This window comes from Rhodococcus sp. IEGM 1307 (assembly GCF_030056915.1).
Lineage (GTDB): Bacteria > Actinomycetota > Actinomycetes > Mycobacteriales > Mycobacteriaceae > Rhodococcus_F > Rhodococcus_F opacus_D.
Genome location: NZ_JASHKW010000005.1, coordinates 155557 through 173644, shown reverse-complemented (window position 1 = coordinate 173644; position 18088 = coordinate 155557). Strand labels below are relative to the sequence as shown.

The 18088-nt window shown below is 67.0% G+C and carries 17 protein-coding genes; 13 read left to right on the top strand and 4 right to left on the bottom strand.

Features of this window, described 5'->3' with window-relative positions:
- Position 1: 1 nt before the first annotated feature.
- The 11 genes from QM841_RS11670 (at position 2) to QM841_RS11620 (ending at position 12074) form a co-directional block, all read left to right on the top strand.
- The gene (locus QM841_RS11670) at positions 2–1210 is read left to right on the top strand and encodes an MCE family protein (RefSeq protein WP_283332103.1); all 1209 of its coding nucleotides are present in this window, start codon (positions 2–4) and stop codon (positions 1208–1210) included.
- Positions 1207–2229: an MCE family protein gene (locus tag QM841_RS11665; RefSeq protein ID WP_128638288.1), complete on the top strand. Its 1023-nt coding sequence runs from the start codon at positions 1207–1209 to the stop codon at positions 2227–2229. The genes QM841_RS11670 and QM841_RS11665 overlap by 4 nt, the downstream gene beginning before the upstream one ends.
- Positions 2226–3449 carry an MCE family protein gene (locus tag QM841_RS11660; protein WP_283332101.1) on the top strand — a complete coding sequence of 408 codons (1224 nt, stop codon included), beginning with the start codon at positions 2226–2228 and terminating at the stop codon, positions 3447–3449. The genes QM841_RS11665 and QM841_RS11660 overlap by 4 nt, the downstream gene beginning before the upstream one ends.
- 3 nt (positions 3450–3452) lie before the next feature.
- Positions 3453–4727 carry an MCE family protein gene (locus QM841_RS11655; RefSeq protein WP_283332099.1) on the top strand — a complete coding sequence of 425 codons (1275 nt, stop codon included), beginning with the start codon at positions 3453–3455 and terminating at the stop codon, positions 4725–4727.
- Positions 4724–5872, top strand: coding sequence for an MCE family protein (locus QM841_RS11650; RefSeq protein ID WP_283332098.1), 1149 nt, complete (start codon positions 4724–4726; stop codon positions 5870–5872). Before QM841_RS11655 ends, QM841_RS11650 begins: the two co-directional genes overlap by 4 nt.
- Positions 5869–7302, top strand: a complete 1434-nt coding sequence (locus QM841_RS11645; protein ID WP_283332097.1) for an MCE family protein — start codon at positions 5869–5871, stop codon at positions 7300–7302. The genes QM841_RS11650 and QM841_RS11645 overlap by 4 nt, the downstream gene beginning before the upstream one ends.
- Before the next feature lie 2 nt (positions 7303–7304).
- Entirely contained in the window at positions 7305–7997 is a 693-nt protein-coding gene (locus QM841_RS11640; RefSeq protein ID WP_283332096.1) for an Rv1363c family protein, read from the top strand.
- Positions 7994–8551: a hypothetical protein gene (locus tag QM841_RS11635; RefSeq protein WP_283332095.1), complete on the top strand. Its 558-nt coding sequence runs from the start codon at positions 7994–7996 to the stop codon at positions 8549–8551. Before QM841_RS11640 ends, QM841_RS11635 begins: the two co-directional genes overlap by 4 nt.
- A 33-nt stretch (positions 8552–8584) precedes the next feature.
- Complete coding sequence (locus QM841_RS11630) at positions 8585–9283, top strand: Rv1363c family protein (RefSeq protein ID WP_283332094.1); 699 nt, start codon at positions 8585–8587, stop codon at positions 9281–9283.
- On the top strand, positions 9280–10074 hold the full coding sequence (locus QM841_RS11625; RefSeq protein WP_283332093.1) for a hypothetical protein: 795 nt from the start codon (positions 9280–9282) through the stop codon (positions 10072–10074). The genes QM841_RS11630 and QM841_RS11625 overlap by 4 nt, the downstream gene beginning before the upstream one ends.
- Before the next feature lie 191 nt (positions 10075–10265).
- On the top strand, positions 10266–12074 hold the full coding sequence (locus QM841_RS11620) for an AMP-dependent synthetase/ligase (protein WP_283332092.1): 1809 nt from the start codon (positions 10266–10268) through the stop codon (positions 12072–12074).
- Positions 12075–12155: 81 nt separating this feature from the next.
- Here QM841_RS11620 and QM841_RS11615 read toward each other — a convergent pair whose 3' ends face one another.
- Complete coding sequence (locus QM841_RS11615; RefSeq protein WP_283332091.1) at positions 12156–12746, bottom strand: TetR/AcrR family transcriptional regulator; 591 nt, start codon at positions 12744–12746, stop codon at positions 12156–12158.
- An 80-nt stretch (positions 12747–12826) separates the two neighbouring features.
- On the opposite strand from QM841_RS11615, the gene QM841_RS11610 reads away from it, so the two are divergent.
- Entirely contained in the window at positions 12827–13213 is a 387-nt protein-coding gene (locus tag QM841_RS11610) for a DUF1304 domain-containing protein (RefSeq protein ID WP_283332090.1), read from the top strand.
- Positions 13214–13239: 26 nt separating this feature from the next.
- Positions 13240–14247, top strand: a complete 1008-nt coding sequence (locus tag QM841_RS11605; protein ID WP_283332089.1) for an NADP-dependent oxidoreductase — start codon at positions 13240–13242, stop codon at positions 14245–14247.
- A 53-nt stretch (positions 14248–14300) separates the two neighbouring features.
- On the opposite strand, the gene xylB is transcribed toward QM841_RS11605, so the two are convergent.
- Genes xylB through QM841_RS11590 form a run of 3 tightly spaced genes read right to left on the bottom strand, consistent with a single transcriptional unit; the run spans position 14301 to position 18081 of the window.
- Positions 14301–15683: a xylulokinase gene (gene xylB, locus QM841_RS11600; protein WP_283332088.1), complete on the bottom strand. Its 1383-nt coding sequence runs from the start codon at positions 15681–15683 to the stop codon at positions 14301–14303.
- Positions 15680–16603, bottom strand: coding sequence for a carbohydrate kinase family protein (locus tag QM841_RS11595; protein ID WP_283332087.1), 924 nt, complete (start codon positions 16601–16603; stop codon positions 15680–15682). The genes xylB and QM841_RS11595 overlap by 4 nt, the downstream gene beginning before the upstream one ends.
- Positions 16600–18081, bottom strand: a complete 1482-nt coding sequence (locus QM841_RS11590) for a mannitol dehydrogenase family protein (protein WP_283332086.1) — start codon at positions 18079–18081, stop codon at positions 16600–16602. The genes QM841_RS11595 and QM841_RS11590 overlap by 4 nt, the downstream gene beginning before the upstream one ends.
- Positions 18082–18088: the final 7 nt, after the last annotated feature.

Genomic DNA, 18088 nt, shown 5'->3' with positions numbered 1-18088 from the left:
CATGATCTCGAGAAGAAGTGCCAAGTCGCACTATCACCCGCCGCCGCTGAAAACGAAGGGCGCAGCACTCCTCGTCGGACTCGCGGCGATTCTGTTCGGCTGCCTGCTGTCCTTCAAGGGGGCATTCAACAGCACGGTTCCCCTGACCGTCGTGTCGGACCGTTCCGGCCTGGTGATGGATGAGGGAGCCAAGGTGCAGCTGAACGGAGTCCAGATCGGCAAGGTCCGTGAGATCGACCACGTCGCCGACGGAGCGAGCCTGCAGCTCGACATCGACGAGCAGTGGTTCGGACTCCTCACCGCCGATACCGTCGCGGAGATCAAGGCCACCACCGCGTTCGGGTCGAAGTACGTGGCCCTCGAGGTTCCGGACGGAGCGTCGAGTGAGCCGCTCGCGGCAGGACAGGAGGTGCGTTCGCGCAACGTGACGACCGAGATCAACACGGTGTTCGAGAACTTGACGTCGGTCACCGAGCACGTCGACGCAGCGAAGCTGAACGCGACACTCGGCGCGGTGGCCACCGGTCTGCGCGGTCGCGGTGATCAACTCGGCACCACGTTCACCGACGCCAACACCTTCCTGGCAGCGGTCAATCCGACCCTGCCGACCCTCGCGAACGACTGGCGCGACACCGCCATCACAGCGAATACCTACGCGGAGGCGGTGCCCGACTTCATGGCATTGCTCGGCAACGCCAGCGTCACCTCGGACACCCTGGTTGCCGAGGAGAAGCCACTCGAGTCCACGCTGCAGGCCTTCCGAGCGATGGGCGACGAGGGATTCGGTATCGCATCCGAGAACGAGAAGAGCTTCCTCGACACCATGAGACTGTTCGTACCCACGACGGCACTGCTGGCCGAATACAGCCCCGAGTACGCCTGCCTCTTCCAGCAGGCCGCAACGACCGCGGATGCCGAGCAGCGCTTCGGTGCCGGAAATACCGGTTACTCACTCGAACTGGATGCGGGAATCATGCCCGGTGACGACAACTACACGTATCCCGAGAATCTTCCGATCGTCCAGGGGCGGGGCGGCCCCGGTGGCGCTCCCGGCTGCTATCCGGAGATCACCAAGGACATGTTCCCGACCCCGCACCTGGTGGTCGACGGCGGCGCGAACATCGCGAATGCGACCGCGCCCCGCGCGGGATCGCCGAGCTTCGTGGAGTACCTCTTCGGCACGGCCGTGGGAGGGGTGGCTCCGCGATGAAGATTTCAGCAACCGCAACGAAACTCGCGATCTTCTCCATCGTGATGGTGCTGTTCACCGCAGCGGTCGTCATCGTCTTCGGGCAGTTCCGCTTCGGCAGCGAAAGGCAGTACAGCGCCGTGTTCGACGATGTGTCCGGGCTCCGGGACAACGAATTCGTCCGGGTTGCCGGCGTCGAGGTCGGCAAGGTGACATCGGTCGACGTGCGGGAGGACTCCACGGCGATGGTGACGTTCGCGCTGACGAAGAACGTTCCACTCACCGAGTCGACCCGTGCCGCAGTGAAGTTCAGCAACCTCATCGGCGATCACTACCTCGAACTCGTCGAAGGGTCCGGTCCGCTCACACCGCTTGCCGAGGGTGACACCATTCCCGTCGAACGCACGGTTCCTGCGCTGGATCTCGACGCCCTGATCAACGGTTTCCGGCCGTTGTTCAAGGCGCTCGATCCCGAACAGGTCAATGCGCTGTCGACCTCGCTCGTCGACGTCTTCCAAGGGCAGGGCGGCACCATCGACCACTTCCTGCAGCAAGCCGGACAGCTGACCTCGGTCCTCGCCGACCGCGACCAGCTGATCGGTGCCGTGATCGGCAACCTCAACACCCTGCTCGGCACCGTCGACCGACGGAACGCCGAGTTCAACCAGGGCATCGACCAGCTCCAGCAACTCGTCACCCGGCTGGGGGAGCAGTCGGACCCGCTCGGCGACGCCCTCGTCCACATCGACGACGCATCCAACTCGATGGCCGCGCTCCTCGAGTCGACCCGCCCGGACCTGAAGGAAGACATCACCCAGGCCGGCAGGCTTTCCGACCAGGTGGTCGCCGACCAGGACTACATCAACTGGGCGTTCAATTCCCTTCCCGCGGCCTACAACAAGCTGTCGAGGCTGGGCCTGTTCGGCGACTTCTTCACGTTCTACCTCTGCGATGTGCAGCTGAAGGTGAACGGTCCGAACGGAGACCCCGTGTACATACCGATCGTCGGCCAGCGGGCCGGGAGGTGCACACCACAATGATTCGCTCCAAGACCGCACGAATCGGCCTGATCGGTGTCGCGATCACCCTCATCGTCGTGCTCACCGCCATGAACTTCGAGAAGCTGCAGTACCTGACCACGTCCTCCCGCTATTCGGCGTACTTCGGTGACACCGGCGGCCTGCTCAGCGGCGACAAGGTCATGATCGCCGGCGTCGAGGTCGGCAAGGTCCACTCCGTCGAACTCGACGGAGACAAGGTCCTCATCGAGTTCACGGCGGACGGAGTACGCCTCGGCAGCAAAACGGAACTGTCGATCAAGACGCGGACGGTGCTCGGCAACAAGTACCTCCAGGTCACGCCGCGCGGCGACGACGACCTCCTCGCCACGGACGACGTCATCCCGCTCGCCCAGACCACCACGCCGTACCTGCTCACGGACGCCCTCGGCGACCTCACCACGACGATCAGCGGACTCGACACCGACAAACTGACCGGTGCCCTGGACACGCTGGGCGAGACGCTCGATCAGACCCAACCGAACCTCAGTGCGGCACTGGACGGAATGTCCCGGTTCTCGGACACCGTAAGCTCCCGGGACCAGTTGATCCAGGACCTGTCCCGCAACGCGGAATCGGTGACGGGGGTGCTGTCCGAGCGGAGCAATCAGATCGACAGGCTGCTCGTCGACGGCAACACCCTCTTCGCCTCACTCGCGCAGCGACGCCGGGCGATCGACACCCTGCTCGGCAATGTCACGGCGGTGACGGCGCAGGTGAACGGTCTCGTCGACGACAACGAGGCGCAGCTGCGGCCGGTTCTCGAGCAGCTGAACACGACGACCGATCTGCTGAACCAGCAGAAGGACAACCTGGCGGCGTCGCTGAAGCCGTTGTCGCAGTACGCGACGTCCCTGGGGGAGTCTGTGGCCTCCGGCCCGTTCTTCAAGGCCTACATCATGAACCTGCTGCCCGGGCAGTACCTGCAGCCGTTCATCGACGCCGCGTTCGCGGAGCAGGGCATCAACCCCGGCACCCTGAACGGGCAGAACACCTTCCCGGTGACCTGCGGCGACAACAGCGCACCGGGCGCCGTACCCCCTGGCAGCGCGACACCGTTGCCGAACCCGAGCAACTGCCCGGTGCAGCCCGGCGAGCTTCCGGTCGCGAACTCGACGCAGGCCCCGGCGGCACCCGCTCTCCCCGCGCTGCCGCAGATCTCGATGCCCGGTCTGCCCCCACTGCCCGGACTGGGCGGATAGGACATGTCGACGATGTTGAACGCACTCCGAGGCTCACGCCGCGTCTGGATCGCCGCGCTCGTCGTGGTGGCCCTCGCCGTCGTCGCCGCCACCGCGTGGAGTCTCTACCGCACGAGGTCCACGACGACCGTGACGGCGTACTTCGCGAACACCAACGGAATCTACGTCGGCGACCAGGTGAAGATCCTCGGCGTCGACGTCGGCAAGATCGACGCGATCGAGCCCGACGGCGAACGGATGAAGGTCACCTTCCATTACGACTCGCAGTATCAGGTTCCCCAGGACGCCAAGGCCGCGATCCTCTCCCCGAGCCTCGTCACCTCCCGGGCGATCCAGCTGACCCCCGCCTACACGGGCGGGCCCGCCCTCGCCGATCACGACGAGATTCCGCTCGAACGCACCGCGGTGCCGATCGAGTGGGACGACTTCCGCGCACAACTCCAGCACCTCTCCGAGTCGCTCGGCCCCACCCCGGACAGCGCCAACGGACCGCTCGGCCAGTTCGTCAACGATGCCGCGGATTCGTTCAGCGGCAAGGGAACCGATATCAACACCACCCTGACCAAGCTGTCCGAGGCGATGTCGACACTGTCCGACGGGCGGGACGACGTGTTCGCCACGGTGCGCAACCTGCAGGTGTTCGTCTCCGCGCTCGCCGCGAGCGACGAGCAGATCGTCCAGCTCAATCACAATCTGGCGTCGGTTTCCGGTGTTCTCACCAACTCCGATCAGGAACTCGCCACCTCGCTCGACAGCGTGGACGCCCTCGTGCACCGTATCGGTGAGTTCATCGGCGACAACCGGGAAGGTCTCGGCAAATCTGTCGACGATCTCGCCGCGGTGACGACGATGCTGAACGAATCACGCCCGGACATCGAGCAACTTCTCCACGTTCTGCCGAACACACTGCAGAACTTCTACAACATCTACCAGCCGGCGCAGGGCTCGATGACCGGTGCGCTGGCGGTGACCCAGATGCAGAACCCCATCCAATTCATCTGCGGTGCAATCCAGGCCGCGAGCCAGAAGGGTGCCGCCGAATCGGCGAAACTCTGCGTCCAGCATCTTGCCCCGGTCCTCAATCTGATCCAGATGAACTACCCACCCGCGGGCGCGAACCCGATCACCAGCGTCCAGGTGCGCCCCGACCAGATCGATTACAGCCAAGACTCGCTGCGCGGCACGGTGCCGACGGCACCGGTGCGCACGATCGACGCCCGCGGCGGCATCGCGGGCCTGCTCGGACTGGCGACACCGACGACGAGTGGAGGCCGATGATGTTCCGGCACAAACCCCTACGACGGTCGATCGGCCTCGCATTGACAGGACTGTCCGCGGCACTGCTCACCAGCTGCGGCTGGGAAGGCGCGAACTCACTGCCGCTCCCCGGAACCGAGGGATCGGGAGCCGGCTCGTACACCGTGACCATCCAGATGCCGAACGTCACGTCGATCCAGCGCAACAGCCGCGTCCGGGTACACGATGTGACCGTCGGGAACGTCACCGACGTGCAATTACAGGACTGGCACGCGCTGGTCACCGTGCGGCTCGACGGCGGTGTCGCCCTGCCGAAGAACGCCACCGCGAAGATCGGACAGACCAGCCTGCTCGGCTCGCTCCACGTCGAGCTCGCCGAACCACTCGACGAGGCACCGAGCGGCTCACTCGGGGACGGCGACACCATCCCCCTCGATCATGCGGGCCAATACCCGACCACGGAACAGACACTGGCGGCCGTGTCGGTGGTGCTCAACGGCGGCGGCCTCGGCCAGCTGCAGGAGATCGACACCCAGCTCAACGCAGCCCTCGGCGGCCGCGAATCGGACGTGCGCACCTTCCTGACCCAGCTCGACACGTTCACCAGCGCACTCAACACCCAGAAGGACGACATCCTGACGGCGTTGGAGGGACTCGATCGGCTCTCGCTCACCGCGAACGAGCAGACACAGACCCTCGAAAGCGCACTCGAACGGATACCGCCCGCCATCGAGACCCTCAACCGGCAGAAGGACAACCTGACCGGGTCGGTGACCTCCGTCGGCAATTTCGCCGACGTCGCGAACCGAACGGTGACAGCCGGCTCGGAGGACATTCAACAGAACCTGCGGGACCTCGCGCCGACCCTGCGCGAGCTGGCGAACGCCGGACCGGGCCTCGCCGGTTCCCTGGGCATGCTCCCCACCTTCCCGTGGCCCCTTGCCGGTCTCCCCAAATACATTCAGGGCGACGCGGGCAATCTCTCCGCCACCCTCGACCTCACCCTGGGCCGCATCGACGCCAACTTCCTCCAGGGCACGCCACTCGCCGGCACCCTCTACAACGCGGAGACCGCCCTGGGCCGCACCGTCGGCCGGATGCCGACCGCGGACAAGAACCCATTGACCGCTCCCCTCGAGTCGGTCGTGATCCGAGGTGGACAGTGATACTCACCCGATTCGTCCGCATCCAATTGACCATCTTCAGCATCCTCACCGTGGTCGCGCTGACAGTGATGGGCCTGCACTACATGCGCCTCCCCGCACTCGCCGGAATCGGCCAATACCAACTCACGGTCGACCTGCCCACGAGCGGCGGCCTCTACGGAACCGCCAACGTCACCTACCGCGGTGCCACGATCGGCACGGTCACCGACGTCGTGCCCACGGACACGGGAGCGCGGGCGACCCTTCGAGTCGACAGCACCACCAAGATCCCCGCCGACGCCCGCGCCGAGGTGCACAGCCGATCGGCGATCGGCGAGCAATACGTCGATCTCGTCCCCACCGGCCTCGACGGCCCGTACCTGCAGGACGGCGATGTCATCCCCGCCGACCGGACATCGGTTCCGCAGGACATCGCCCCGATGTTCGACACCGTCAACAAGGGCCTCGAGGCCATCCCCGAGGACAAGCTCGCCACCCTCATCAACGAAAGCTACAACGCCTTCAACGGAACCGGTGAAGACATCCAACGACTGCTCGAATCGTCGAGCGCGGTGGCAGCCACCGCCGCCGACACCGCGGACCCCACCGCCCGCCTCATCGAAGACGCCGCACCGTTCCTCCGATCCCAGGTGGACAGCGGCCCGGCCCTGCAGGAATGGGTACGACACCTCCGCGAGATCAGCGCGCAAGCGGCCGGACGTGACGCGCAGGTACGCAGCATCTTCCAGACCGCGCCGACGGCGTCGACGGAGCTGACGGAACTCTTCCGGCGACTGCGCCCGACGACCCCGATCCTGCTGGCCAATCTCACCAGCCTCGGCCAGGTCGCCGTCACCTACAACCGGTCGCTCGAGCAGGCGCTGGTGCTGGTGCCCCCGAGCGTCGGACTGATGAAGACGATGACCGTCCCGAACGAGGACTCGACGGGTGCGGCGTTGATGGACTTCAACCTCAACCTCAACACCTCTCCGCCATGCACCACAGGATTCCTCCCGGCCTCCGAGCGGCGCGACGGATCGGCCGTGGACTCGCCCGTCCGCACCTCCGATCCGATCTACTGCGCGGTTCCGCAGGACGCCGACGTCGCTTCTCGCGGTGCCCGGAACATGCCCTGCATGGACAAGCCGGGCAAACGGGCACCCACCGTCGAAATCTGCAAGAGCGACGAAGAATACGTCCCCAAGGGCACCAACCCCTGGGTGGGCAATCCCACCCCGACCACCGACAACCCGCTCGCCGCCGAGGGCAATGCCGCATTCGACGCGATCGGTGTCCCGCAACCTGCCGCCGCGCCGGCGTCGGTGGGAACTGCGGGTTACAACCCCTCCACCGGTGAATACCAGGGTGCCGACGGACAGGTCTACCGCCAGTCCAACCTGGCACCGGGCGGGGTGCCCACCCTCGAAAATCTGCTTACCCAAGGACGCTGATCATGGTGCGACGCAATACTTCCCGACCCGCAGCCACCGCGGCAGACGCCGCGGCCCAGGCCTCCCGAGCCGCCGCCGATGCGGAAACGGCAGCGCGCGAGGCCGAGGCAGCCCTCGCCCGGGCACTGGCCGAGGACGAGTCCCACGCCGCGGACGAGGGTGCAGAGGACGCCGAGGTATCCGTCAGGCGGGCCCGGAAGCGTCCACGCCGTGCCCTCGCCGGTGCCGTAGTCTCGGCCGTTGCCGTTGCCGTGGTCGCCCTCGCGTCGACGTCCGTCGGGCTGTCCCACTCCCACGCCGCCCGTCAAGCGGCCGCCGACCACGATCTCGAACTTCTCCAGGGAACCCGGCAGGCGGTGATCAACCTCATCACCCCGAGCGCTGCCGACCCGGCGGGAAGCGCACAGCGGATTCTCGACGGTGCCACGGGGGAGTGGAAGACCGAATTCGAAAGCACGAAAACGGAGTTCATCGACACCATCGCACAGTCGAAGACCGAATCGACAGGCGAAATCCTCGGCGCCGGCATCGAACGCGCGAACGACGACGGCACCACCTCGGTCATAGTGGCCGCCGTGACCAAGGTGACCAACGCCGCGGGAGCCAAGGACGAACCCCGGACCTGGCGGCTGCGCGTGCAGGTCGGCAAGGACGGGGAGCTCTACAAACTCGCGAAAATCGAGGTAGTGCCATGACCGTAAACCACACGCTCGAACGCGTCACCGACACGAACGACGACACCGGACCTGCCGAGCCGACGCGGCGATGGCGCTCGTCGCGGGCATTGATCGTCCTCGCGACGATCACACTGGCACTCGCCGGCTACAGCGCGATCATGCACTTCGCCATCGGTGCTCAGGACCGCAGCCTCGAACAGGTGCGTTCCGGTGCCGCCGAGGAGATCGGGAAACTGACCGCCGCCGTCCTCAGTTACTCACCCGACACCGTCGAGGCCGACGTGGCGACGTCGAAATCGCATCTCACCGGGGATTTTCTGACCGAGTTCAGCGACCTCGGCGCCAGTGACATCGTGCCGCGCGCCAAACAGGACACGATCGGCGCGCAGTGGGACGTGACCGGTACGTCACTGGTCACGGCAGAAGCCGACACCGCCACCGTGCTGGTTTTTCTGCACGGCACCGTGACGAGAGGCGCGACACCCCAACCCGAGGAACTGTCGAGCAGCGTGCGAGTACGCGCCGAACGGACCGGCCAATCCTGGTCGATCTCCGACCTCGAGCCCCTGTGAAGGCAGTAGATCATGAGAAGGAGTCGAGCAGACATGGTGTTCGGACGCCGTAGCCGGCAGACAGCACGTCCCGATCGAGTCGAAGACCTGCGGGAGCAGGTGCAGCGCGCCCGGGCGGCGGCGGATTCGGCCACGGCAGCGGCCCGAGCGGCCGCCGAAGACGCCGAGAAGGAACGAGGCGCCGACGACGCGATCGAGCTGCCGAAGACCCAGCCGACGGGGCGCAGGTCGGCCCGCTATCGGGTGGCGGTCGCCGCGGCGGCCGTGACCTGCCTCGGCGCCGGCGCGCTTGCGGGACAGACCACCCTCGATCACCAGGCGACCCAGCGGAGCATCGCCGCCGACACACGAGTCCTCGCCTTCACCGAGGAAGCAGTGGCACGGTTGCTCTCGACCGACACCGACAATGCCGCGTCATACGTCGACCGCGTCCTCGCGGACTCGACCGGCGACTGGCGCACCGAATTCGAACAACGGAAGACGGCAACGATCGACACGATGCGGCAAGCCGGAAACCGGACCGCAGGCCGGACCCTCGCAGCGGGAATCGAAGGACGAGAGAACGAAACCACGACAGTCCTCGTCTCCGCGACGGCGCAGACCACCCCCGTCACGGCCGACCCCGCCGCCCCCGCCGCCCCGGAACCGCAGATTCAGCAGTACCAGATCCGAGTAGGAGTCACCATGGTCGACGACCAGCCCAAGCTCTCGAGTGTCGGGTTCGTCCAATGAGCACCGCAGTGGACGTCAAAAAGGAAGACCTCGACATAGATAGCGACCTTTCGCCGGACGACGATGCCACCTCAGCGGCCAGGCGGATGGCGGCGGTGGCCGTCGACGTGCTCCCCGCAGTCGTTGTCGGTGTCGCCGGTCTCGCGCTGGCGGCGGTGTCGAACTTCGCGGTCTGGGGGATCGCGGCCGCCGTGGTCGCGATCGGCGGCGCAATTCTATACGTCGGGTGGAACAGTGTGGTCCGTCGCCGGCGCGCCGGATCCACCGCCGGGCGAACGGTCCTCGGGAGCGCGTTGGACAGAACGATCAGCCGGGCGGAACGTCTGGCGCTGTGTGCGGCGCCGGTCGTCGCGGTCGGTGCGCTAGTCGCCGTGCAGGTCGGGGTGCAGCGCGCGGACGACGTGAGCATCTCGGACGCCCGCGCGACAACGGTCCAATTGGCCTCGGACGGCGCCGCCGCGCTCCTCTCGTACACCCCCGAGACGGTGGACGAGGATCTGGACCGGGCCTCGGGACTGCTGACCGGTGACCTCCTGAACTCGTATCGACAGCTCGCTGGCGACGTCGTCGGTCCAACCGCGAAGGACAAGGGGGTCACGATGCAGGCGGTGCCGGTCGGCGCCTCGGTGGAGTCGGTGGCCCCGGACACCGCGCGTGTGCTCGTGTACGTGAACCAGACGACCACGATGGCCGAGACCCCCGAACCGTCACAGACCCAGAATGTCGTCCGCGTGACGCTGAGCCATGTCGACGGCGCCTGGTTGATCTCCGGCTTCGACCCGCTCTTCTGATCAATCAACCCCTACCGCAGTAGAAGGAAGAACTCTCATGGTCCTCATCGATCTTGTCGATCCCGTTCAGAATCTCGTCACCGCGATCGCGTGGCTGCTGCTGCGCGGACATCTGCCGCCGGTCTGATCGGAACCTTTGCTCGACAATTTGTCCATTTGCAATGTACGAACACACTGTATAGTCAGGAATCATGACGACCTCAGCAACACCGTCGGCATCGCCGACCGCACCCGGCGTTGAAGCGGCAACCCTCTGCGCCGCTTTCCAATACACCGTGTCGACCGACCCGGATTCGGCGGCACTGCGTGCCCACGGCGACACCATCGCACTAACGCGTCGTGAGTACGCTGTCGCCGTGGAGGCCATCGCCGGCGGACTCGCCGGCCTCGGCGTGAGCCGCGGCGAGACCGTCGGCCTGATGATGACGAACCGGCCGGAGTTCCATCTCGTCGACACCGCGGCGCTGCACCTCGGTGCGATACCGTTCTCGATCTACAACACATCGGCGCCGGATCAGATCGAATACCTTCTCGGGCACGCGGAGAATCGGGTGATGATCTGCGAGCGTTCGTTTCTGGATCGGATCCGTGCGGCGGCGACACCGCATCTCGAACACATCGTGGTCGTCGACCCCACGGCGGAGGACACGGATGTGCTCTCGCTCGAGGACTTGCGCACCAGAACGCCCGAGGGCTTCGACTTCGAGGTCGCCTGGCGCGCCGTCCAACCGGACGACATCGCTACCCTCATCTACACGTCCGGAACCACCGGCCCTCCCAAGGGAGTGGAGCTCACACACGCCAATCTGACCTTCGTTCTCCGGACGTGTCACGAGCGCTTCCCGTTTCCCGACCAGGGACAGTGCATCTCCTACCTGCCGACCGCGCACATGGCCGACCGCGTGTTCTCGCACTACCTCCACATGGTCACCGGCTGGACCCTCACTACCGTGCAGAACCCGGCACAATTGTTCGCTGCGGTAGCGGAGACCCATCCCACCTGGTTCCTCGGGGTACCGCGCATCTGGGAGAAGCTGCGGTCGGCACTGCTCGCTCGATTCGCGTCGAATCCGCCCGAACAACGCGCCGCGATCGACGCCGCACTCGACGCCGGGCTGCGAAAGGTCCGAGCCGAACAGTCCGGAAAGCCGGTACCCAAAGACCTCGCTGCCACCTACGCCCAAGCCGACTCGACGGTGTTCGCACCTCTGCGCACCCAACTCGGACTCGACGAAGTCGTTCTCCTCATGACCGGCGCCGCACCCATTCCCTCTGTCGTCCACGAGTTCTTCCTCGCGATCGGACTGCCGTTGGCAGAGGGATTCGGCATGTCCGAGACCGGAGCCCTGGGCATGACCAACCTGCCCGGCGAAATCCGGCTCGGCAGCGTCGGCAAAGCGATGCCCGGCACCGAGGCGCGTACCGCCGACGACGGAGAACTCCTGCTCCGCGGGGCGCACGTCATGCGTGGATACCGGAAGGATCCGGTGAAGACCGCGGAGGCCATCGACGACGACGGCTGGCTGCACACCGGCGACATCGCCACGATCGACGACGACGGCTTCGTCCGCATCGTCGACCGCAAGAAGGAACTGATCATCAACGCAGCGGGCAAGAACATGTCACCCGTCAACATCGAAAGCGCGTTGAAGGGGGCGTCTCCGCTCATCGGGCAGGCATGCTGTGTCGGCGACGGACGGCCCTACAACGTCGCGCTGCTCGTGCTCGACCCCGACGCCGCAGCCGCATTCGCGTCCGAGCACGGTCTGCCCGATTCGCCGGCGCACGCGGGCGCGCAGGATCCGCGTGTCCAGGCTGCGGTGGCGGCCGCAGTCGAGCGGGCCAACGGTCAGTTGTCGCGGGTGGAGCAGATCAAGCGATACGAACTTCTCGACGAAGAGTGGTTGCCGGACGGCGCGGAGCTCACACCCACGATGAAACTCAAGCGCCGTTCGATCGTGGGCAAGTACACCGGCGTGATTGAGAGCCTCTACGGCTGAGGCGGAGTGCTGCCGGACGGCGGCCGGCGGGCAGCGGTAGCGCACGTGAGTGGCAAAGCGTGTCGGGGCACTCTTTGCCACTCACGTGCGGCGCCATTCCTCCAACTGCTCGACGGCGGTGTTCGCGACCGCCACGGCCTCGTCCCGATTGACCCGCGACAGCAGGAGCGCGCTGACGGACAGTGACGTCAGGAGCCGGGTCCGGTGGGCCAGGGTGGCGGTCGGCGCGTCCGGGTCGTGGGCGCGGAGTGCGTGGGCGAGCGCCCCGGACAGTTCGCGCTGGTATGCGTCGACGACGGACCGTTGCGTGTCGTCGTGCGCGGCGAAACCGGCGGCACTGTTGAGTAGCAGGCAGCCGCGTCCGGGGGTTTCGTCGGGGAGGGCCGCGAGGGCGCCTGCAAGGCTGCGGTAGTAGCGCACGGCGGCGTCGGGGCGCGTCGGTTCGTCGGTCAGGATGCGGAGCCGGGGGCGAACCACCCGGTCCAGGTAGTCGTGCACGGCGGCGTCGAAGAGTCCGCGTTTGCTGGTGAACGCGTTGTACAGGCTCGACCGATTCAATCCGGTGACGCGCTCGAGGTCGGGTATCGACGTGGCTTCGAAGCCCTTGTCCCAGAACAGGTCGCGGGCGCGGCCGACCACTTCGGCCGTGTCGAAATCCTGCGTGCGCGGCATGACGATCCTCACTCCTGGTTGTGAAACGACCATTTCAGTATATATTGAAATGGTCAGTTCAGAACGAGGAGGGATTTCGTATGGTCGCCGCGGGTCTTGTTCTTGCCGCACTCGCCAGTGCGCTGCACGTCTACATCTTCGTGCTCGAGTCCGTCCTCTGGACCGCGCCGCGCACCCGCGCGACGTTCGGAACCAGTGCCGAAGAAGCCGACGCCACCAAGGAGCTTGCCTTCAACCAGGGCTTCTACAACCTCTTCCTGGCGATCGTGACGGCAGTCGGCATCGTCGCCGTGATCATCGGCGCGACCGCCGTCGGTGCTGCCCTCGTCTTCGCCGGTGCCGGCTCCATGCTGCTCGCGGCCCTCGTGCTCCTGCTGTCGTCGCCCGACAAGGCTCGCGCGGCGATCACCCAGGGAACACTTCCGCTGCTCGCGTTACTCCTCCTCGCGCTCGGACTGGCGCTGTGACCTCAGACGTATCGAAAGGAACACCCGTGACCACGAGCACCCAGATTCAGCTGATCAACCGGCCGGTGGGCTGGCCCACCCAGGACGACTTCCGCACCGCGACCGTCGAGCTGCCCGACCTCGGGCCCGACCAGGTGCGGGTGGCCAACGAGTTCGTCTCCGTCGACCCGTACATGCGCGGCCGGATGAACGACGTGAAGTCGTACATCCCGCCGTTCGCGCTGGGCGAGACGATGACCGGCGGAGCTGTCGGTCGCGTCGTCGAATCCACCGCCGCGACGCATCCGGTCGGCTCGGTGGTGGTCCACGATCTCGGGTGGCGGGACGTCGCGCAGGGTGACGCCTCGGCGTTCCGCGTCGTCGACGAGATTCCGGGAGTGTCGATCTCGGCCTATCTGGGGATTCTCGGACTGACCGGACTCACGGCGTACGTCGGACTCGTCCACATCGCGCACCTGAAGGCCGGCGACTCCGTGTTCATCTCCGGCGCCGCGGGTGCGGTGGGGACGGCCGCCGGGCAGATCGCACGACTCGAGGGCGCGTCCCGCGTCATCGGATCCGCCGGGTCCGCGGAGAAGGTCGCGCTGCTGACCGACCGCTACGGATACGACGCCGCCTTCGACTACAAGCAGGCACCGGTGCGTGAGCAACTCCGGGGACTCGCGGGCGACGGCATCGACGTCTACTTCGACAACGTCGGCGGCGACCACCTCGAGGCCGCACTCGACGTCATGCGGAACGGCGGCCGCGCCGCCCTCTGCGGTGCCATCTCCGCGTACAACGCCACCGAGCGCACACCGGGCCCCGACAACATGGTGAACATCATCAGCCGCGGGCTCACCCTCGAGGGCTTCACCCTCGGCAACTACACGCACGTCTTCCCCGAGTTCGCCGCCAAGATGGGACCGTGGCTCGCATCCGGCGACGTGGTTCACGACGAGACCGTCGTCGACGGCATCGAGAACTCGGTCGACGCGTTCCTGCAGCTCATGCACGGCGGAAATGTCGGGAAGATGCTGGTGAAGGTGGCGTAGCCACCCGTGCGCCTTTTTGGTAGCTGGAGCAACCAAAAAGGCGCACAGGCGCGTCAGCGCCTCACGGAGGAATACCTTTCGCGCACTTCGGGTGCCGGGTCGGCCTCGTAGCGCCGGGTGGACGTCTGATCCCACTTGGGTGGTTCCGGGGTCCCGGCCAGCGTCCAGGCCGCCTGCCTGCATGCGCCGATCGCGACGTACTCCGCCGGTTGCGGCACCAGGACCGGGGCCCCGAAGATGGTGGGCGCGAGTTCGCACAGTGCCTGTGAGCGGGCGCCGCCGCCGACGAGGAGGATGCGACGCACCGTGACGCCCTGGGCGGTCAGGTGGTCGATGCCTTCCGCCAGGCCGCACAGCAGGCCCTCGACCGCCGCGCGGGCGAGGTGGGCGGGGGTCGAATTGGCCAGCCGGAGTCCGTGAACGGAGCCGGTGGCGTTCGGACGGTTGGGGGTGCGCTCACCCTCGAAATACGGCACCATCACCAGGCCGCCACTGCCGGACGGCGCCGACAGCGCCAGCCGCGACAGCTCGTCGTGATCGACGCCCAGCAGCGAGGCGGTCGCGTCGAGCACCCGGGCGGCGTTCAGCGTGCACACGAGGGGTAGTTGACGTCCGGTGGCGTCGGCGAAGCCTGCGACGAAACCGCCCGGATCGTTCGCCGGGGTCACGGACACCGCGGACACGACGCCTGACGTTCCCACGGAGACGACGACGTCACCTTCCTGGGCGTCGAGAGCCAGTGCGGCGGCGGCGTTGTCGCCGGTTCCGGGGCCGACGGCGGCGCCCCAGCGGGTTTCCCCGATCTTCTCGGCCGGGCGGGCCACGCGCGGCACGGTGGCCGTGCGTCCGCGCAGCGCCAGCGACAGTAGGTCGGGACGGTAGGAATCCGTGGCCGCGGAGAAGTATCCGGTGCCGCTGGCGTCGCCGCGGTCGGTGGCCAGGGTGTCGAGATCGGACCTGCCGGTGAGCTGCCAGCCGAGCCAGTCGTGGGGCAGGCACACCGCGGACGTCCGGTCGGCGTTCGCCGGTTCGGAATCGGCGAGCCAGCGCAGTTTGCTGACGGTGATCGCGGCGAGCGGCACGACACCGACGGCGTCCGCCCACGCGTCCGGACCACCGAGGTCGTCCACCAGCTGGGCGGCGGCTTCGGCGGAACGAGTGTCGTTCCACAACAACGCCGGACGCACGACCGTCCCGGTGTCGTCGAGGCACACCATGCCGTGCTGTTGCGCCCCGACCGACACCGCGGCGACGTCGTCGAGTCCGCCGGCGGCGGCGATGGCGCTGTCGAGGGCCGCAGCCCACTCCTGCGGGTCGACCTCTGTGCCGTCCGGATGCGACGCCCTGCCCTCGCGGACGAGTTCACCGGTGTCGGCGTCGCAGACGATCACCTTGCACGACTGGGTGGACGAATCGATGCCCGCGACGAGGGTCATTGCCGGACACCTGCCGCGCGATCCAGTGTCTCGCGGGTGGGCAGGTCCGCCCCGGCACGCGCGACCGTGAGACCCGACATCAGCACCGCGTTGTCCAGCACGTTCCGCACCTCCTCCGGGGCGATCGCGTGGAGGGCGTCGCGGCTCTCCGCGCCGAGGAAGCCGTGCGACCAGAACCCGTCGAGGAGCCCGGCCATGAACGCGTCGCCCGCGCCGACCGTGTCGACCACCTCGACGTTGCGGGCCCCGACCTCGACGAGTCCGGCCGCGCAGACCGCGAATGCGCCCTCGGCGCCCTTCGTCACCGCGACCATCGCCGGACCGCGGGACAGCCACTCGCGGGCGATGTCCTCGGGATTTAGGTCGGGGTCGTACCAGCGGAGGTCCTCGTCGCTGACCTTGACGATGTCCGAGATCGACACGAGGTGCTCGATCCGCTGCCGGGCGCGTGCCTTGTCGGTGATCAACACCGGTCGTACGTTGGGGTCGTAGCTGATGGTCGCCGACGAGCGGCGGCGGTCGAGCATGTCTGCGACGACGTCGCAGCCGGGTTCCATCACGGCGGCAATGGAACCGGTGTGGACGAGCGCCGGTGTAGACGACCCGCTCGGGCAGGGAAGGTCCCACTCGATGTCGAACTCGTAGGTGGCGGATCCGGCGGAATCGAGGGTGGCGTGGGCCGTCGCCGTTCGCTGCGCGGTGATGCTGCCGGGCGCGAGGCTCACTCCCGACTGCTCGAGGTGCCGGACGATCGCGCCGCCTCTCGTGTCGTCGCCGATCCGGGTGACGAATTCGACCGGACGACCGAGCCGGCCGAGGCCGACCGCGACGTTGAGCGGGCTGCCGCCGACATACTCGGTGGTGGCGCCGTCGCCCGCCGTCACGATGTCGATGAGAGCTTCACCGATGACCAGACTCATGACTGCACCTTCTCACGCAGAGCCTCGAGTGTCTCCCGTGCACCGACGCTGTACAGCGAGTCCAGCGCCCAGAGGTACGCGGTGACGAAGCGCGGATTGTCGGCCAGGTCGCCGAAGACAGACTGATTCTCGATGAAGGCAGTGCGGTTCTCGTGCTGGCTGCGCGCGATCGGCACGAGGGAGTCCTTCAATTGGTCGACGACGTCGATGGGTTCGCCGTCCTCGTCGACTCCCTCGGCATACCGGGCCCAGCTCGCCACGATCGCGGCCGACAGCCGGATGTGCCGGTCGGCCAGCAGGTTTTCGCGGATCACGGGCAGCAGCCACTTCGGGATGCGGTCGGAGGATTCGGCGCACAGGCGGGCGACGGTGTCGCGGATCTCGGGGTTGGAGAATCGTTCGATGAGCGTGCGCTTGTATTCGTCGAGATCGACTCCGGGCACCGGCGCCAGGGTGGGCGTGGCCTCCTCGTCCATGTATGCGAGCAGGAAGTCGGCGAAGAGTGGGTCCTGCGCGACGTCGTGCACGAGCCGGTATCCCGACAGGTAGCCGAAGTAGCAGAGGGCCTGGTGGCTCGCGTTGAGCAGACGCAGCTTCATCAGTTCGTAGGGTTCGACGTCGTCGACCACCTGGACGCCGACGTCCTCGAATGCCGGGCGACCGAGCGGGAAGGCGTCCTCGAGCACCCACGACGTGAACGGTTCGGCGGCGACGGGCCACTGGTCGTCGATGCCGAACCGCGACGACAGCGCCTCCGTCACCTCGGGGGTGGTGACGGGCGTGATGCGGTCGACCATCGAGTTGGGGAACGACGTCTCCGCGCGCATCCAGGCCGCCAGTTCGGGATCCTTCAACTCGGCGTACGCCAGGAACATCTTGCGCGCCACGTCGCCGTTGCCCTGAATGTTGTCGCAGGACATGATGGTCGGCGACGGCAGCCCGCGCGCTCGGCGCCGGGCCAGTGCCTCGACGACGAGTCCGAATGTGGTCCGCGGCGCGGCGCCGTCGGTGAGATCGTGTACGACATCCGGGTTCTCGGCATCGAACTCGCCGGTGTCGTGGGTGAAGTTGTAGCCGCCCTCCGTGATCGTCAGTGAGACGATCTTCGTGGACTCCGCGGCGATCTTCTCGATCACGGCCTCGGGGTCGTCGGGGGCGAAGAGGTAGTCGACGATGGACCCGATGACGCTGACGTCCCAGGTGCCGTCCGGGTGCCGCAGCGCCAGCGTGTACAGGCCGTCCTGCGCGTCGAGGACGTCCTTCATGCGCCGGTCACCGGGCAGGACCCCGACCCCGCAGATGCCCCACTCGCGGGCCTCCCCGCGTCGCAGCAACCGGTCGACGTACATCGCCTGATGTGCGCGGTGGAATCCGCCGACACCGAAATGCACTATCCCTACGGTGATGTCGCTTCGATCGTAATTCGGCACCTGCACGGTGTCGTCGAACTGTTGCAGTGCCTGCGCGCACAGTTGCATCGGTCTC

What these genes read in the sequence shown, in the direction of transcription:
- QM841_RS11670 (WP_283332103.1), top strand. Translation starts at nt 2, where the DNA reads ATGATCTCGAGAAGAAGTGCCAAGTCGCACTATCACCCGCCGCCGCTG.
- QM841_RS11665 (WP_128638288.1), top strand. Translation starts at nt 1,207, where the DNA reads ATGAAGATTTCAGCAACCGCAACGAAACTCGCGATCTTCTCCATCGTG.
- QM841_RS11660 (WP_283332101.1), top strand. Translation starts at nt 2,226, where the DNA reads ATGATTCGCTCCAAGACCGCACGAATCGGCCTGATCGGTGTCGCGATC.
- QM841_RS11655 (WP_283332099.1), top strand. Translation starts at nt 3,453, where the DNA reads ATGTCGACGATGTTGAACGCACTCCGAGGCTCACGCCGCGTCTGGATC.
- QM841_RS11650 (WP_283332098.1), top strand. Translation starts at nt 4,724, where the DNA reads ATGATGTTCCGGCACAAACCCCTACGACGGTCGATCGGCCTCGCATTG.
- QM841_RS11640 (WP_283332096.1), top strand. Translation starts at nt 7,305, where the DNA reads ATGGTGCGACGCAATACTTCCCGACCCGCAGCCACCGCGGCAGACGCC.
- QM841_RS11635 (WP_283332095.1), top strand. Translation starts at nt 7,994, where the DNA reads ATGACCGTAAACCACACGCTCGAACGCGTCACCGACACGAACGACGAC.
- QM841_RS11630 (WP_283332094.1), top strand. Translation starts at nt 8,585, where the DNA reads ATGGTGTTCGGACGCCGTAGCCGGCAGACAGCACGTCCCGATCGAGTC.
- QM841_RS11625 (WP_283332093.1), top strand. Translation starts at nt 9,280, where the DNA reads ATGAGCACCGCAGTGGACGTCAAAAAGGAAGACCTCGACATAGATAGC.
- QM841_RS11620 (WP_283332092.1), top strand. Translation starts at nt 10,266, where the DNA reads ATGACGACCTCAGCAACACCGTCGGCATCGCCGACCGCACCCGGCGTT.
- QM841_RS11615 (WP_283332091.1), bottom strand. Translation starts at nt 12,746, where the DNA reads ATGCCGCGCACGCAGGATTTCGACACGGCCGAAGTGGTCGGCCGCGCC.
- QM841_RS11610 (WP_283332090.1), top strand. Translation starts at nt 12,827, where the DNA reads ATGGTCGCCGCGGGTCTTGTTCTTGCCGCACTCGCCAGTGCGCTGCAC.
- xylB (WP_283332088.1), bottom strand. Translation starts at nt 15,683, where the DNA reads ATGACCCTCGTCGCGGGCATCGATTCGTCCACCCAGTCGTGCAAGGTG.
- QM841_RS11595 (WP_283332087.1), bottom strand. Translation starts at nt 16,603, where the DNA reads ATGAGTCTGGTCATCGGTGAAGCTCTCATCGACATCGTGACGGCGGGC.
- QM841_RS11590 (WP_283332086.1), bottom strand. Translation starts at nt 18,081, where the DNA reads ATGCAACTGTGCGCGCAGGCACTGCAACAGTTCGACGACACCGTGCAG.